We start from the raw sequence: 16,209 nt of genomic DNA, 5'->3' as shown, positions 1-16,209 counted from the left end.
GTCGATGGCGTTTAGAGAATGAATACACAACAACTGGCAAAACTGCGTTCAATCGTGCCCGAGATGCGTCGCGTCCGGCACATTCACTTTGTTGGCATCGGTGGTGCTGGCATGGGCGGTATTGCCGAAGTGTTAGCTAACGAAGGCTATCAGATCAGCGGGTCTGACCTGGCGCCAAACCCTGTTACGCAGCAGCTGGCGTCGCTTGGGGCGACTATCTATTTCAACCATCGTCCGGAAAACGTGCGCGATGCGAGCGTGGTGGTGGTCTCAAGCGCCATCTCCTCTGACAACCCTGAAATCGTTGCTGCGCACGAAGCGCGCATTCCGGTGATCCGCCGTGCAGAAATGCTGGCGGAACTGATGCGTTTTCGTCACGGCATCGCCATTGCCGGGACCCACGGTAAAACCACGACCACGGCGATGGTTTCCAGTATTTATGCGGAAGCGGGGCTCGATCCGACGTTCGTCAACGGCGGTCTGGTCAAAGCCGCAGGCGTGCATGCACGTCTGGGCCACAGTCGTTATCTGATTGCTGAAGCGGATGAGAGCGACGCGTCGTTCCTGCACCTGCAGCCGATGGTGGCGATTGTCACTAACATCGAAGCTGACCATATGGATACATACCAGGGTGACTTCGAGAACTTAAAGCAGACCTTCATCAATTTCCTGCACAACCTGCCGTTCTATGGACGTGCGGTAATGTGCGTAGACGATCCGGTGATCCGCGAGCTGCTGCCGCGCGTGGGTCGTCAAATCACCACCTACGGCTTCAGCGAAGACGCTGACGTTCGCGTGGAGGAGTACAAACAGATTGGCGCGCAGGGACACTTCACGCTGGCGCGTCAGGACAAAGAGCTGCTGCACGTCACGCTGAATGCACCAGGGCGCCATAACGCCCTCAATGCCGCAGCGGCAGTGGCCGTCGCGACGGAAGAAGGCATTGATGATGATGCGATTCTGCGCGCGCTGGAAAGCTTCCAGGGCACCGGTCGCCGTTTCGACTTCCTCGGTGAATTCCCGCTGGATGCAGTGAACGGTAAAGCCGGTTCGGCGATGCTGGTGGACGACTACGGCCACCATCCGACCGAAGTGGACGCCACCATTAAAGCCGCACGCGCGGGCTGGCCTGACAAAAATCTGGTGATGATCTTCCAGCCGCACCGCTTCACGCGTACGCGCGATCTGTATGACGATTTCGCCAGCGTCCTGTCACAGGTAGACACCCTGTTAATGCTGGACGTATACGCCGCAGGCGAGACGCCGATTCCAGGGGCTGACAGCCGCTCCCTGTGCCGTACAATCCGTGGACGCGGTAAGGTTGACCCTATTCTGGTTTCTGACCCTGCGCAGGTGGCGGAAATTCTGGCACCGGTCCTGACGGGTAACGATTTGATTCTGATTCAGGGCGCGGGAAATATCGGCAAAATCGCCCGTACCTTAGCTGAAATCAAACTGAAGCCGCAAACCCAGGAGGATGAGCATCATGGCTGATAAGATTGCTGTCCTGTCTGGCGGCACCTCTGCTGAACGCGAGGTTTCCCTGAATTCCGGCGCGGCTGTGCTGGCGGGCCTGCGGGAGGGGGGCGTCAACGCGCACCTGGTCGACCCAAAAGAGGTCGACGTGACGCAATTAAAAGCCATGGGCTTCGATAAAGTCTTTATCGCTTTGCATGGTCGTGGTGGTGAAGACGGAACCCTGCAGGGGCTTCTTGATCTGATCGGCCTGCCGTACACCGGCAGCGGCGTGATGGCTTCCGCTATCTCAATGGACAAACTGCGCAGCAAGCTGCTGTGGCAGGGCGCGGGATTTCCTGTTGCGCCATGGGTAGCGCTGACGCGTCGCGAATTTGAATTGGGCCTTTCGGATAGCGTTAATGCACGCATTGCTGAACTGGGCTTACCGGTTATTGTAAAGCCCAGCCGGGAAGGCTCCAGCGTGGGAATGTCCAAAGTCGACAAAGCTGAAGATCTTTCGTCCGCTTTAGCACTGGCATTTCAACATGATGAAGAAGTTCTGATTGAAAAATGGCTTAGCGGGCCGGAATTTACCGTCGCGATGCTTGGCGAAGAAATTTTACCGTCAATCCGTATCCAACCCGCCGGAGTCTTCTATGATTATGAGGCGAAGTATCTCTCTGATGAGACGCAATATTTCTGCCCAAGTGGTCTTGAAGCTGAGCGTGAAGCCGATTTACAGTCCCTGGTGCTTAAAGCCTGGCATGTTCTGGGTTGCCAGGGCTGGGGACGCATCGATGTGATGCAAGACAAAGATGGACAATTTTATCTGCTGGAAGCCAACACCTCTCCGGGTATGACGAGCCACAGCCTTGTGCCGATGGCCGCGCGTCAGGCGGGGATGAGTTTCTCGCAGTTAGTCGTACGCATTCTGGACCAGGCGGGCTGATATGTCTCAGGCTGCATTGAACACGCGCAACCGCGATGACGAGGACGAATACACTTCTTCACGCCGCAGTAATGGAACGCGTCTTGCAGGCATCATTTTCCTGCTCGGGGTGCTGTGCACCGTGTTTATCAGCGGCTGGATGGTCCTGGGCTGGATGGAAGATGCGCAGCGGTTGCCGCTCTCTAAGCTGGTGGTCACCGGTGAGCGTCACTATACGCGTAACGACGATATTCGCCAGTCAATACTGGCGCTGGGCTCGCCTGGCACTTTCATGACTCAGGACGTCAATATTATCCAGAGTCAGATTGAACGTCTGCCATGGATAAAACAGGCGAGCGTAAGAAAGCAATGGCCTGATGAATTGAAGATTCATCTGGTTGAATTTGTGCCCATTGCGCGTTGGAATGATCAGCACATGGTTGACGCAGACGGAAATTCCTTCAGCGTCCCGGCCGATCGTGTCAACAAGCAAAATTTACCGATGTTGTATGGCCCTGAAGGCAGCGAAAACGAAGTGTTACAGGGTTTTCGCGAAATGGGTCAGGTGCTGGCGAAGGACAGGTTTACGTTAAAAGATGCTGCCATGACGGCGCGCCGTTCCTGGCAGCTGACGTTAACGAACGGCATTAAGCTCAACCTGGGACGCGGGGACACCATGAAGCGTCTGGCGCGTTTTGTCGAACTTTACCCGGTTTTACAGCAGCAGGCACAGACTGACGGCAAACGGATAAGCTACGTTGATTTGCGCTATGACTCAGGCGCAGCAGTCGGTTGGGTACCGGCTCCGGTCGAGGAACCTAATCAGCAACAGAATCAGGCACAGGTACAGGCAGAACAACAATGATCAAGGCGACGGACAGAAAACTGGTAGTTGGACTGGAGATTGGCACCGCGAAGGTTGCCGCTTTAGTAGGGGAAGTTCTGCCCGACGGTATGGTCAATATCATTGGCGTAGGCAGTTGCCCTTCCCGTGGTATGGATAAAGGTGGGGTAAACGATCTTGAATCGGTGGTGAAATGCGTTCAGCGCGCCATCGATCAGGCTGAACTGATGGCAGATTGCCAGATTTCTTCTGTCTATCTGGCCCTTTCTGGTAAGCACATTAGCTGCCAGAACGAAATTGGTATGGTGCCGATTTCCGAAGAAGAAGTGACGCAGGAAGACGTTGAAAACGTAGTGCACACGGCGAAATCCGTGCGTGTCCGCGACGAACATCGCGTGCTGCATGTCATTCCGCAGGAATATGCGATTGACTACCAGGAAGGGATCAAGAACCCGGTCGGTCTTTCTGGCGTACGTATGCAGGCAAAAGTGCACCTGATCACATGTCACAACGATATGGCGAAGAACATTGTAAAAGCCGTTGAACGTTGTGGCCTGAAAGTTGACCAACTTATTTTCGCGGGTCTGGCGGCAAGTTATTCCGTGCTGACCGAAGATGAACGTGAACTGGGTGTCTGTGTGGTCGATATTGGTGGTGGTACAATGGATATCGCCGTCTATACCGGCGGTGCGTTGCGCCACACTAAAGTGATCCCTTATGCCGGGAACGTTGTGACCAGCGATATTGCTTACGCTTTTGGTACGCCGCCGAGCGATGCAGAAGCAATTAAAGTGCGCCACGGCTGTGCGCTGGGGTCTATCGTTGGCAAAGATGAGAGCGTTGAAGTGCCGAGCGTCGGTGGTCGTCCACCGCGTAGCCTGCAGCGCCAGACGTTGGCAGAGGTGATTGAGCCGCGCTATACCGAGCTGCTCAACCTGGTCAACGAAGAGATTTTACAGTTACAGGAACAGCTTCGTCAGCAGGGTGTTAAGCATCATCTTGCGGCGGGGATTGTATTAACCGGCGGTGCAGCGCAAATTGAAGGTCTTGCGGCCTGTGCTCAGCGCGTGTTCCATACGCAGGTGCGTATTGGTGCGCCGCTGAATATCACCGGTTTAACGGATTATGCTCAGGAGCCGTATTATTCAACGGCTGTGGGCCTGCTTCACTACGGGAAGGAATCTCATCTCAGTGGTGAAGCAGAAGTGGAAAAACGCGTCTCAGTGGGGTCGTGGGTCAAACGACTGAACAACTGGTTGCGAAAAGAGTTTTAATTTTTTTAAGAGACCGGAGAGAATTAGCGGTCTCGGGCGACAGGCACAACGGAGAGAGAAATTATGTTTGAACCTATGGAACTGACCAACGACGCGGTGATTAAAGTCATCGGCGTCGGTGGCGGCGGCGGTAACGCCGTAGAGCATATGGTGCGTGAACGCATTGAAGGTGTTGAATTCTTCGCAGTTAACACCGATGCGCAGGCACTGCGTAAGACGGCTGTAGGCCAGACTATCCAGATCGGCGGTGGTATCACCAAAGGGCTGGGAGCAGGGGCTAACCCGGAAGTTGGTCGCAATGCGGCTGAAGAAGATCGTGAAGCGCTGCGCGCTGCACTGGAAGGTGCGGACATGGTCTTCATCGCAGCAGGTATGGGTGGCGGTACGGGTACCGGCGCAGCACCTGTTGTAGCTGAAGTAGCTAAAGATTTAGGTATCCTGACCGTTGCTGTCGTGACCAAGCCTTTCAACTTTGAAGGCAAGAAGCGTATGGCGTTCGCGGAGCAGGGTATCACCGAGCTGTCCAAGCATGTGGACTCGCTGATCACCATCCCTAACGACAAGCTGTTGAAGGTTCTGGGGCGCGGTATCTCCCTGCTGGACGCCTTCGGCGCAGCAAACGACGTGCTGAAAGGCGCGGTCCAGGGTATCGCTGAACTGATTACCCGTCCTGGCCTGATGAACGTTGACTTTGCAGACGTTCGCACCGTGATGTCCGAAATGGGCTACGCGATGATGGGCTCTGGCGTGGCGAGCGGTGAAGATCGTGCAGAAGAAGCGGCTGAAATGGCCATCTCTTCTCCACTGCTGGAAGATATCGATCTGTCTGGTGCGCGCGGCGTGCTGGTCAACATTACCGCTGGCTTTGACCTGCGTCTGGATGAGTTCGAAACCGTGGGTAACACTATCCGTGCGTTCGCCTCTGACAACGCTACCGTGGTAATCGGTACTTCTCTTGACCCTGAAATGAACGACGAGCTGCGTGTTACCGTTGTTGCTACCGGTATCGGCATGGACAAACGTCCTGAGATCACCTTAGTGACTAACAAGCAGACTCAGCAACCGGTAATGGATCGTTACCAGCAGCACGGTATGTCTCCTCTGACTCAGGAGCAGAAACCGGCCGCGAAAGTGGTGAACGACCCAACGCCGCAAACGGCGAAAGAGCCAGATTATCTGGATATCCCGGCGTTCCTGCGTAAGCAAGCTGACTAAGAATTGGCTGGAATTTGGGGATTTGCGCTCTTTGTGCTAAACTGGCCCACCGTTAGTGATATACACTCTCGGTTGGATAGTTAATTTGGCGAGATTATACGATGATCAAACAAAGGACACTTAAACGTATCGTTCAGGCGACGGGTGTCGGTTTACATACCGGCAAGAAAGTCACGCTGACGTTACGCCCTGCGCCGGCCAATACCGGGGTCATCTATCGTCGCACCGACTTGAATCCACCGGTAGATTTTCCGGCCGATGCCAAATCTGTGCGTGATACTATGCTCTGTACTTGTCTGGTGAACGAGCATGACGTGCGGATTTCTACCGTTGAGCACCTGAACGCCGCCCTGGCGGGACTGGGTATTGACAACATTATTGTTGAAGTCGATGCGCCAGAAATCCCGATTATGGATGGCAGTGCTGCACCGTTCGTCTATCTGTTGCTGGATGCTGGCATCGAAGAACTGAACTGCGCGAAGAAATTTGTTCGCATCAAAGAGACCGTTCGCGTCGAAGATGGCGACAAATGGGCTGAATTCAAGCCGTACAATGGTTTCTCGTTGGACTTTACCATCGACTTTAACCATCCGGCGATTGACTCCAGCACCCAACGCTATGCGATGAACTTCTCTGCCGATGCGTTTATGCGCCAGATCAGCCGAGCCCGTACGTTTGGCTTCATGCGTGATATCGAATATCTGCAGTCCCGCGGCCTGTGCCTGGGCGGCAGCTTCGATTGTGCCATCGTTGTTGACGATTATCGCGTACTGAACGAAGACGGCCTGCGTTTCGAAGATGAATTCGTTCGTCACAAAATGCTGGACGCTATCGGCGACCTGTTTATGTGTGGTCACAATATCATTGGTGCATTTACCGCGTTCAAATCCGGTCATGCGCTGAACAACAAACTGTTGCAGGCCGTCCTGGCAAAACAGGAAGCCTGGGAATATGTGACCTTCGAAGACGAAGCAGAACTGCCGCTGGCTTTCAAAGCGCCAAACATGGTTCTGGCGTAACGGTTCACGCCGTTTCGTAAAAAATCGACTGGTTAACCTGGTACTCTCTCCGACCAGGAAGACCAGTCGTTTTTATTTTTACCCTTCTTAGTTTGCCCCAGCGTTATCTCTCGTTTGTCTTACGCAGAAAATGTGTGCGTTAGCTGCATTCTTGACCGTTTTTCCCCGCGGCGGCACCTCATTCCTGCTGATGTATATTGGCTTTAGTGGTACTATCTGGGCGCTAAAAAGAATAACTGAACTCAGCCTCTGCAAGGCTGGCTTATTGGGTGGAGCAGGTGAGCGGAATACTGACGCGCTGGCGACAATTTGGCAGACGTTACTTCTGGCCGCATCTCTTATTAGGGATGGTCGCGGCGAGCTTTGGCTTGCCTGCGCTCAGCAACAGTGCCGAAGCGGCGACGCCCGCAAAAACCTCCACGACTAAACACGATTTCAACACGCGGGTTAACTTCACTAACCTTGCGTGGCTTGAAGCCAGCCGCCGTCCAAACTTCACCGTCGATTACTGGCACCAGCACGCTATCCGCACGGTTATCCGCCATCTGTCTTTTGCGATGGCACCGCAAGCCATGCCTGTTGCGGAAGAGGCGCTGCCGGTGCAGGCTCAGCATCTTGCCCTGCTGGACACGCTCAACGCGCTGCTCACGCAGGACAGCCAGCCGCCGGTCATAGTTCGTCAGTCGACGCAACGTGAGTTTGTTTCACCTGTTTCATTCTCTGTTTCAACCTGGATTAGCCAGGCTCACGGCATTCGCGCCGGGCCGCAACGCCTCAGCTAAATTAACTTTTTCAATACCTTAATTTATCTGCCCACAATGGGGCGTTTGAGAATTTATTATGCTAATCAAATTGTTAACTAAAGTTTTTGGTAGTCGTAACGATCGCACCCTGCGCCGTATGCGTAAAGCAGTTGCCGTCATCAACGGTATGGAACCGGCGATGGAGAAGCTCTCTGATGACGAGCTTAAAGCGAAAACGGCGGAATTTCGTGCGCGTCTGGAAAAAGGTGAAACCTTAGAAAGCCTGATCCCGGAAGCGTTTGCTGTCGTGCGCGAAGCGAGTAAGCGCGTATTCGGCATGCGTCACTTCGACGTTCAGCTGCTGGGCGGTATGGTGCTCAACGAGCGCTGCATCGCGGAAATGCGTACCGGTGAAGGTAAAACCCTGACCGCAACGCTGCCGGCTTACCTGAACGCGCTGACCGGTAAAGGCGTTCACGTCGTTACCGTCAACGACTATCTGGCGCAGCGTGACGCCGAAAACAACCGTCCACTTTTCGAATTCCTCGGTATGACTGTTGGCATCAACATGTCCGGCCTGCCTGCGCCAGCCAAGCGTGAAGCGTATAACGCGGATATTACCTACGGTACCAATAACGAATACGGCTTCGACTACCTGCGTGACAACATGGCGTTCAGCCCTGAAGAGCGCGTCCAGCGTAAGCTGCACTATGCGCTGGTGGATGAGGTGGACTCCATCCTGATCGATGAAGCGCGTACTCCGCTTATCATCTCCGGCCCGGCTGAAGACAGCTCCGAGATGTACCGTAAGGTCGACAAAATCATTCCACACCTGCTGCGTCAGGAAAAAGAAGACTCGGATACCTTCCAGGGTGAAGGCCACTTCTCCGTTGATGAAAAAGCGCGCCAGGTGAACCTGACCGAACGCGGTCTGGTGAAAATTGAAGAGCTGCTGGTCGCTGAAGGCATTATGGAAGAGGGCGAGTCTCTGTACTCCCCGAGCAACATCATGCTGATGCACCACGTGACCGCCGCGCTGCGTGCCCACGCGCTGTTCACCCGCGACGTCGATTACATCGTTAAAGACGGCGAGGTGATCATCGTCGATGAACACACCGGCCGTACCATGCAGGGACGTCGCTGGTCTGACGGTCTTCACCAGGCTGTGGAAGCCAAAGAAGGCGTGGATATTCAGAATGAAAACCAGACGCTGGCGTCTATCACCTTCCAGAACTACTTCCGTCTGTACGAGAAGCTGGCGGGCATGACCGGTACTGCTGATACTGAAGCGTTTGAATTCAGCTCCATCTACAAGCTGGATACCGTGGTTGTTCCAACCAACCGTCCGATGATCCGTAAGGATATGCCAGACCTGGTGTACATGACCGAAGCGGAAAAAATTCAGGCGATCATCGAAGATATTCGTGACCGTACTGCGAATGGTCAGCCGGTTCTGGTGGGGACCATCTCCATCGAGAAATCCGAAGTGGTTTCCAACGAGCTGACCAAAGCAGGCATCAAGCACAACGTTCTGAACGCCAAGTTCCACGCTAAAGAGGCAGACATTGTTGCGCAGGCTGGTTATCCGGCTGCCGTCACCATCGCCACCAACATGGCGGGTCGTGGTACCGATATTATGCTGGGCGGTAGCTGGCAGGCTGAAGTGGCTGAGCTGGAAAACCCAACGCCAGAACAGATTGCGCAGATCAAAGCCGACTGGCAGGTTCGTCATGACGCCGTTCTGGCTTCCGGCGGTCTGCACATCATCGGTACGGAGCGTCACGAATCGCGTCGTATTGATAACCAGCTGCGTGGTCGTGCGGGTCGTCAGGGTGATGCCGGTTCATCCCGCTTCTACCTGTCTATGGAAGATGCACTGATGCGTATTTTTGCCTCCGACCGCGTGTCCGGCATGATGCGTAAGCTGGGGATGAAACCTGGCGAAGCCATTGAGCACCCGTGGGTGACCAAAGCGATCGCGAACGCACAGCGTAAAGTGGAAAGCCGCAACTTTGATATTCGTAAGCAGCTGCTGGAATATGATGACGTGGCTAACGATCAGCGTCGTGCGATCTACACCCAGCGTAACGAACTGCTGGACGTCTCCGACGTGAGCGAAACCATTAACAGCATTCGTGAAGATGTGTTTAAAGCCACCATCGACGCGCATATTCCACCGCAGTCTCTGGAAGAAATGTGGGATATCGAAGGCCTTCAGGAACGCCTGAAAAACGACTTTGACCTCGATCTGCCAATCAAAGAGTGGCTGGATAAAGAGCCTGAGCTGCACGAAGAGACCCTGCGTGAACGTATCTTTGAAACCGCGCTGGACGTATACAAGCGTAAGGAAGAGGTTGTTGGCGCTGAGATGATGCGTCACTTCGAAAAAGGCGTGATGCTGCAGACCCTGGACTCCCTGTGGAAAGAGCACCTGGCGGCTATGGACTACCTGCGTCAGGGTATCCACCTGCGTGGCTATGCGCAGAAAGATCCGAAGCAGGAATACAAGCGTGAATCCTTCTCCATGTTTGCGTCTATGCTGGAGTCGCTGAAGTATGAAGTGATCAGCACCCTGAGCAAGGTTCAGGTGCGTATGCCGGAAGAGGTAGAAGCGATGGAGCAGCAGCGTCGTGAAGAAGCCGAGCGTCTGGCACAAATGCAACAGCTGAGCCACCAGACCGATGACAGCGAAGCTGCAGCGGCGATCGCCGCGCAGACCGGCGATCGTAAAGTGGGTCGTAACGATCCGTGCCCGTGTGGTTCCGGTAAAAAGTACAAGGCGTGCCACGGCCGTCTGAGCTAAGTTCATAAAAAAACAAAAAGGCGCAGATTTCTGCGCCTTTTTTATGGAAGCGACACTATGAAAATACTGCAAATTGCCGTCGGGATTATTCGCAACCCGCAAAACCAAATCTTCATCACCCAGCGCGCTGCCGACGCCCATATGGCGAACAAGTGGGAGTTTCCAGGCGGTAAAATCGAGTCAGGTGAAACGCCGGAAGAGGCGCTGGTTCGGGAGCTTCAGGAAGAGGTGGGGATCACTCCGCTTGGCGCAACGCTGTTTGATAAGCTTGAGTACCAGTTTCCGGACAGGCACATCACGCTGTGGTTCTGGCTGGTGGAAAACTGGGAAGGTGACCCCTGGGGAAAAGAGGGACAGCCGGGTAACTGGGTAGAGCTTCAGGCATGTGATGCCGAAAAATTCCCGCCAGCCAATGAGCCCGTGATCCTGCGGTTAGTCGCACAACCGTAGGCCTGCTGAGCGAAGCGCCAGCAGGCTTTACAGATTACTGCTGGGTTTCACTCCAGTCGTCGCTGTCCGAGAGACCGCCTTCACTTGGAATGCGTTTCTCTTCCGCCGCCCATTCGCCCAGATCAATGAGCTGGCAGCGCTTGCTACAGAATGGGCGGAACGGACTCACTTCGCCCCATACAACGGTTTTGCCGCAGGTCGGGCAGCTTACGGTGGTGACATCAGACATCGGCACTCCTTAACAACAGGCCAGTTCAAAATCGAGACGTTCCGGCACGGTGCCATTTTCACTGTCCAGCGGCATAAAGCGAATCGCAAAACGGCTCTTATGCCCGGAAATCTGCGGGTAAAGCTGCTCGCCAAGCGATAAATTCAGGCGCAGAAGATCGGCATCATCACCGTTATCCTGGTAGAAACCATTCAGGCTGGTTTGCTTGCGGAACGGCGCAGAGTTACGTATCAGGTCGAGGATCAGCGACAGCGTCTGGTGCATTGGCTCCAGGCTTGCCAGCCAGCTGTTCACTTGTACGTCACGCTGCGCCTGTGGCATATGTAGCCACATATGCAGCGTCGGCAGGTCGAAGCTGCAGCAGCCGCCAGGGATGCTCAGACGCTGGCGCACCAGGCCAATCAGGCGGTCTTCACGCAAAAACTGTCCGACGCGCGGCGCGGCCATCAGGACGGCGCTACTGCTTTTCAACTGCTGGCGGAGCGCGTCGATACGGCTCTGATCTACGCCGGGGACCTCTGTCCATGCCTGCAATTTACGCTGCTGGCGCTCCAGCTCTTTGAGTAATTCTGTGCGGACATCACCGCGTTCAATCACATCCAGCAGATCGCCTACGTTGCGGAAGAAGTGCAATGCGGTGGCATGATCGTTAACCGGCAGATGTTGTGAAAGTTGTTGAATAAGAAATTCGATACGCAGCCAGGTGCGCATTTTTTCATTGAGCGGATGCTCAAAAAGGACGTGTGTCGACATTATGGTTTTTCCTGTGCAACGGCCTGCGCGGCGAACGTCAGATACTGCGCGTGCAGACGGGCAACATCCGATGCAATGGCATCTGGTGCGCCGTTATTATCAATAACATCATCCGCCACGGCAAGACGCTGAGCGCGCGTAGCCTGAGCGGCAAGAATTTGTTCAGCATGCTCCCGCGAAACGCGATCGCGCGTCATGGTTCTCTGGATTTGCGTTTCGGGTTCAACATCAATCACCAGCACCCGATCGGCTTTCTGATGCAGCTGATTTTCCACCAGTAGCGGAACCACCCACAGGACATAGGGCGAGCGGGCTGCGGCTATCTGACGCTGAGTTTCCTGGTGGATGATGGGGTGGAGCAGGGCATTAAGCCAGGCTTTTTCCGCAGAATCAGAAAAAATCCATTCGCGAAGCTGACGGCGATTCAGTGTGCCGTCGGCATTGATGATTGCCTGACCAAAATGTTCTGCTATGGCCTTTAGCGCGGGTGTATTGGGCTCTACCACCTGGCGGGCAATGATATCGGCATCAATAATCGTGATACCCAAACGAGAAAACGCGTCCGCAACGGTACTTTTGCCACTACCGATGCCGCCGGTTAATGCGACGATATACCCCATTAAATCAAATCCTGGGAATTATTCATTATTAAAATCAGTGGATTAAAACTCTCAGATGCGCCAGCAACTGTTTAGCCCTGTTTACCGGCTTTTGACCAGGTAAATTTATAGGATTGTAGCGTAAAAAAAGAGAATTTCGCAGTCTTGCGGAGCAGGTATTAGTGCGTATGATAGCGTCACTGGAGTTGTGCTTTTAACATATTTGCCTCTAACCCCAGGAATCCGCACATGCGTATCGAAGAAGATCTGAAGTTAGGTTTCAAAGACGTTCTTATCCGCCCTAAACGCTCTACACTGAAAAGTCGCTCAGACGTTGAACTCGAACGTCAATTCACCTTTAAGCATTCCGGTCAGACCTGGTCTGGCGTGCCGATCATCGCTGCCAACATGGATACTGTGGGAACCTTTGAGATGGCAACCGCCCTGGCACAGTTTGATATTCTCACCGCCGTGCACAAACATTACAGCCCTGAAGAGTGGAATGCGTTTGTCGCGTCCGCATCTGCTGACGTAGTGAAGCATGTGATGGTTTCTACCGGCACCTCCGATGCGGATTTCGAGAAGACCAAACAGATCCTGAACGCTAACCCGGCGCTCAACTTCGTTTGTATTGACGTGGCGAACGGTTACTCCGAGCACTTCGTGCAGTTCGTCAGCAAGGCGCGTGAGGCCTGGCCGACGAAAACCATCATCGCGGGCAACGTGGTGACCGGTGAAATGTGTGAAGAGCTGATCCTCTCCGGTGCCGATATCGTGAAGGTGGGCATTGGTCCGGGCTCTGTATGCACGACACGCGTCAAAACCGGCGTCGGTTATCCGCAGCTCTCCGCCGTCATTGAATGTGCCGATGCGGCGCACGGGCTGGGCGGACAGATCATCAGCGACGGCGGTTGCACCATGCCGGGTGATGTCGCAAAGGCTTTCGGCGGCGGTGCGGACTTCGTGATGCTCGGCGGTATGCTGGCAGGTCACGAAGAGAGCGGTGGTACCGTAGTTGAAGAGAACGGCGAGAAATTCATGCTGTTCTACGGCATGAGCTCTGAGTCTGCGATGACCCGTCACGTCGGTGGTGTGGCAAAATACCGTGCGGCAGAAGGCAAAACCGTGAAGCTGCCTCTGCGCGGCCCGGTTGAAAACACCGCACGCGATATCCTCGGCGGCCTGCGCTCTGCCTGCACCTACGTTGGAGCATCCCGTCTGAAAGAGCTGACAAAGCGTACGACGTTTATTCGCGTTCAGGAACAAGAAAACCGCGTATTCAATAGCCTGTAATGGCTTTCGCTGGCGCATGCCCGTGCGCCAGCCCTGCTGTACTATCCCGCACTCAACGCATCCCCCAGATGGAAAATCGGTAGGTACATTGCCACCACCAGCGTGCCGATGATGACCCCTGTCACAATCAGAAGCACCGGTTCCAGAAGGGCCGCCAGGCTATCTGCTCGTTGAAAGGTCTGTTCCGTGTGATGCCGGGCGAGGTTTGCCAGCATGATATCCAGCGCACCTGATATTTCGCCGGTTCGTAAAAGCTGAATACACAGCGGGGTAAAGATGCCCGCTTTATTAAAGGATGACCAGACGGGGAGACCTTTTTCAATGTCCTCCCGAACGCCACGGAGTATTCCCTGCCAGTACCGACTTTCAACGGTCTCCTCTGCACTCTCCAGGCCCTGTAGAAAGGGGATTCCGGACTGCTGCGTGAGTGACAGCACGGTAAAGATGTGCCCCAGTTTTTGTCCTTTTGCCAGCGCGCCCATCACGGGCGTATACATCAGCATGCGCTGCCAGCGAGGGTTCTGCCGCAGAGCCCAGGCAGTGGCCAAGGGCGCTAATAACGCGGCGAACAACGCGAGGGCATAGGACTGGATAAAGGCGGCCATCCCCATGACCATCTGTGTCAGCAGGGGAAGCGGAGCGTTAAACGTTTTATAGATCGCGGCAAACTCGGGCAAGACCAAGACAACCATCGCCAGCACCACGAGCACGGCCAGCGTCAGGACAATCGCCGGATAGCGCAGGGCTTTTTTTACCTTTGCTCTGAGCTCCTGCTGCGCTTTTTGCTGCTGCGCGAGCTGGCGACAACACTCCTCCAGTTTCCCTGTGAGCTCACCGGTTTTCACCATCGAGACATGCAGTGGGCTAAAAACGGCTGGCCACTTTTTTAGCGACTCAGAAAAGGGGGCTCCCTCACCGAGCTCATCGGCAATACTTTGCAGCAGTGCCTGCCACGGTTTTAACGGATGTTGCTCTGCCAGCATCTGCAGGCTGTGGGACAACGTCAGCCCGGCCTGCAGAAGCGTTGCAAGCTGGCGAAACATCTCGTAGCAGTGATGTGGCCGCCAGCGGTGTTGCTGAGCGCATCGGGTCAGCGTCAAAGGATGGAGATCGCTCCGCACTAGCCGGGTGAAGGCGGCATTGCGGTCTGTGGCCCAGAGTGTCCCGCTTCGGAGTTCACCTTCTTTGGTGAGCGCTCGCCAGCGCCAGAGTTGATTAGCCGCCATTTGGCATTCCCAGCACGCGCACCAGTTCTTCGAGCGTGGTCAGCCCTTGTTCGACGGCCATGCAACCGTGCTCGAAAAGAGAAATCATTCCCGCCTGCCGGGCGCTCGCTTCTATCAATTCTGTTCCCGCTCCGCTGGCAATGGCCTGTCGCAGCGCATTGTCGACCGCAAGTACTTCAAAAATAGCCACGCGGCCATAAAAACCGTGATAACAGCGATCGCAGCCGGTGGACTGCCAGCGAGGAAGTGGTCTGGACCATACGGCGCGCGGTAATTCAGCATGCTCGCTGGCTTCCCGACGACAATGTGGGCACAGGCGCCGGACCAGTCGCTGGGCAATCACCATCGACAGCGCGGAAGATATCATCCAGCGCGCGACGCCCATCTGCTCCAGTCGAATCAGGGTTTCTGTCGTCGAGTTGGTGTGCAGCGTTGACAGTACCAGATGACCGGTCTGGGCGGCATTAATGGCAATTTCTGCCGTTTCACCGTCACGGATTTCGCCGACCATAATGATGTCGGGATCCTGACGTAGCAGCGCCCTTAACACGCTCTGGAATGTTAAACCCGCCCGGGGATTAATCTGCGTCTGGTTTAAACCCGCAAGGGGGATCTCAATGGGATCCTCCACGCTGCATATGTTGACGTCAGGGGTGTTACGCGCCTGCAGCGCGCTGTACAGCGTCACGGTTTTGCCGCTGCCGGTAGGGCCGGTGACCAGAATCAGCCCCTGCGGCTGGTGGAGCACCTCGTTGAAACGGGCCAGTTGTTCAGCACTCATACCAAGCGCTTCAGGCTCAAGGGCCTGCTGAACCTGATGCAAGAGACGCAGCACAATTTTCTCACCACCGCTGCATGGAAGCGTCGCGATCCGAAATGAGACCGGCTCGTTTGCCAGCTCAATCGTAAACTGACCGTCCTGGGGCAAACGACGTTCTGCAATATCCAGGTTACCCAGCACCTTTAAACGTGCGCTGAACAGGCTTGCCAGTTCAGCGGCAAGGGGAGGCTGAGGGCAAAGTACGCCGTCGATACGTAAACGAATCTGGCACGCGTGCTCCATCGGTTCGATATGAATATCAGAGGCGCGTCGGTTGATTGCCTGCTGCAGCGTGTGGTTGAGGACATCAACTGTTGAGTATGTTTGCGTAATGCCGGGCAGATGTGATTGGGACGTTAGCTGCCGGTGTTTTTCCATGCGCTCAGCGCTCCAGCACTCAATATCAATTCGTTTCTGGGTCGCGAAGCGCAGCGCCTCCATGAGTTCAGCCGCGGGGCTTCCCACGACGGCAATGCTGACCATGTCACTGTCGCTGGTGAGCAGCAGCGCGCGGTGGCGCAGACAAAGCGCCACGAGTTGCTCGGTATTCATTAT

The 16,209-nt window shown here is 54.9% G+C and carries 15 protein-coding genes; 10 read left to right on the top strand and 5 right to left on the bottom strand.

Annotated features, from left to right (window positions below; genetic code table 11):
• Window positions 1-18: 18 nt before the first annotated feature.
• The 9 genes from murC (at window position 19) to mutT (ending at window position 10,734) form a co-directional block, all read left to right on the top strand.
• The gene (gene murC, locus AC4IBF_RS17975; RefSeq protein WP_115876437.1) at window positions 19-1,494 is read left to right on the top strand and encodes a UDP-N-acetylmuramate--L-alanine ligase; all 1,476 of its coding nucleotides are present in this window, start codon (window positions 19-21) and stop codon (window positions 1,492-1,494) included.
• Window positions 1,487-2,407 (top strand): D-alanine--D-alanine ligase, encoded by a 921-nt coding sequence (locus AC4IBF_RS17970; RefSeq protein ID WP_458727200.1) that lies wholly within the window; start codon window positions 1,487-1,489, stop codon window positions 2,405-2,407. The genes murC and AC4IBF_RS17970 overlap by 8 nt, the downstream gene beginning before the upstream one ends.
• 1 nt (window position 2,408) lies before the next feature.
• Entirely contained in the window at window positions 2,409-3,251 is an 843-nt protein-coding gene (gene ftsQ, locus AC4IBF_RS17965) for a cell division protein FtsQ (RefSeq protein ID WP_133293781.1), read from the top strand.
• Window positions 3,248-4,504, top strand: a complete 1,257-nt coding sequence (gene ftsA / locus AC4IBF_RS17960; protein WP_023334508.1) for a cell division protein FtsA — start codon at window positions 3,248-3,250, stop codon at window positions 4,502-4,504. Before ftsQ ends, ftsA begins: the two co-directional genes overlap by 4 nt.
• Before the next feature lie 63 nt (window positions 4,505-4,567).
• Window positions 4,568-5,719: a cell division protein FtsZ gene (gene ftsZ, locus AC4IBF_RS17955; protein ID WP_008501978.1), complete on the top strand. Its 1,152-nt coding sequence runs from the start codon at window positions 4,568-4,570 to the stop codon at window positions 5,717-5,719.
• Between the two features lie 101 nt (window positions 5,720-5,820).
• Complete coding sequence (gene lpxC / locus AC4IBF_RS17950) at window positions 5,821-6,738, top strand: UDP-3-O-acyl-N-acetylglucosamine deacetylase (protein ID WP_010426966.1); 918 nt, start codon at window positions 5,821-5,823, stop codon at window positions 6,736-6,738.
• Window positions 6,739-7,016: 278 nt separating this feature from the next.
• A complete protein-coding gene (gene secM, locus AC4IBF_RS17945; protein ID WP_164850615.1) occupies window positions 7,017-7,520 on the top strand; it encodes a secA translation cis-regulator SecM in 504 nt (167 codons plus the stop codon).
• A gap of 58 nt (window positions 7,521-7,578) precedes the next feature.
• Complete coding sequence (gene secA, locus AC4IBF_RS17940; protein WP_248227201.1) at window positions 7,579-10,284, top strand: preprotein translocase subunit SecA; 2,706 nt, start codon at window positions 7,579-7,581, stop codon at window positions 10,282-10,284.
• A 57-nt stretch (window positions 10,285-10,341) separates the two neighbouring features.
• Window positions 10,342-10,734, top strand: a complete 393-nt coding sequence (gene mutT / locus AC4IBF_RS17935) for an 8-oxo-dGTP diphosphatase MutT (RefSeq protein ID WP_133293782.1) — start codon at window positions 10,342-10,344, stop codon at window positions 10,732-10,734.
• A 34-nt stretch (window positions 10,735-10,768) separates the two neighbouring features.
• Here mutT and yacG read toward each other — a convergent pair whose 3' ends face one another.
• The 3 genes from yacG to coaE are packed head-to-tail and all read right to left on the bottom strand — an operon-like array spanning window position 10,769 to window position 12,336.
• Window positions 10,769-10,963 carry a DNA gyrase inhibitor YacG gene (yacG, locus tag AC4IBF_RS17930; RefSeq protein ID WP_111964032.1) on the bottom strand — a complete coding sequence of 65 codons (195 nt, stop codon included), beginning with the start codon at window positions 10,961-10,963 and terminating at the stop codon, window positions 10,769-10,771.
• A 9-nt stretch (window positions 10,964-10,972) separates the two neighbouring features.
• Entirely contained in the window at window positions 10,973-11,716 is a 744-nt protein-coding gene (zapD, locus tag AC4IBF_RS17925; RefSeq protein ID WP_133293783.1) for a cell division protein ZapD, read from the bottom strand.
• Window positions 11,716-12,336 carry a dephospho-CoA kinase gene (gene coaE, locus AC4IBF_RS17920; protein WP_149367710.1) on the bottom strand — a complete coding sequence of 207 codons (621 nt, stop codon included), beginning with the start codon at window positions 12,334-12,336 and terminating at the stop codon, window positions 11,716-11,718. The genes zapD and coaE overlap by 1 nt, the downstream gene beginning before the upstream one ends.
• A 228-nt stretch (window positions 12,337-12,564) precedes the next feature.
• On the opposite strand from coaE, the gene AC4IBF_RS17915 reads away from it, so the two are divergent.
• A complete protein-coding gene (locus AC4IBF_RS17915; RefSeq protein ID WP_022647054.1) occupies window positions 12,565-13,608 on the top strand; it encodes a GMP reductase in 1,044 nt (347 codons plus the stop codon).
• 41 nt (window positions 13,609-13,649) lie between these two features.
• Here AC4IBF_RS17915 and hofC read toward each other — a convergent pair whose 3' ends face one another.
• Both hofC and gspE read right to left on the bottom strand, forming a co-directional pair.
• Entirely contained in the window at window positions 13,650-14,834 is a 1,185-nt protein-coding gene (gene hofC, locus AC4IBF_RS17910) for a protein transport protein HofC (RefSeq protein ID WP_115876433.1), read from the bottom strand.
• Window positions 14,824-16,206, bottom strand: coding sequence for a type II secretion system protein GspE (gene gspE / locus AC4IBF_RS17905; RefSeq protein ID WP_252093403.1), 1,383 nt, complete (start codon window positions 16,204-16,206; stop codon window positions 14,824-14,826). Before gspE ends, hofC begins: the two co-directional genes overlap by 11 nt.
• Window positions 16,207-16,209 lie beyond the last annotated feature (3 nt).

This window comes from Enterobacter sp. Taxon_8, assembly GCF_058354585.1.
This window is presented reverse-complemented; position numbering and strand designations above follow the sequence as displayed.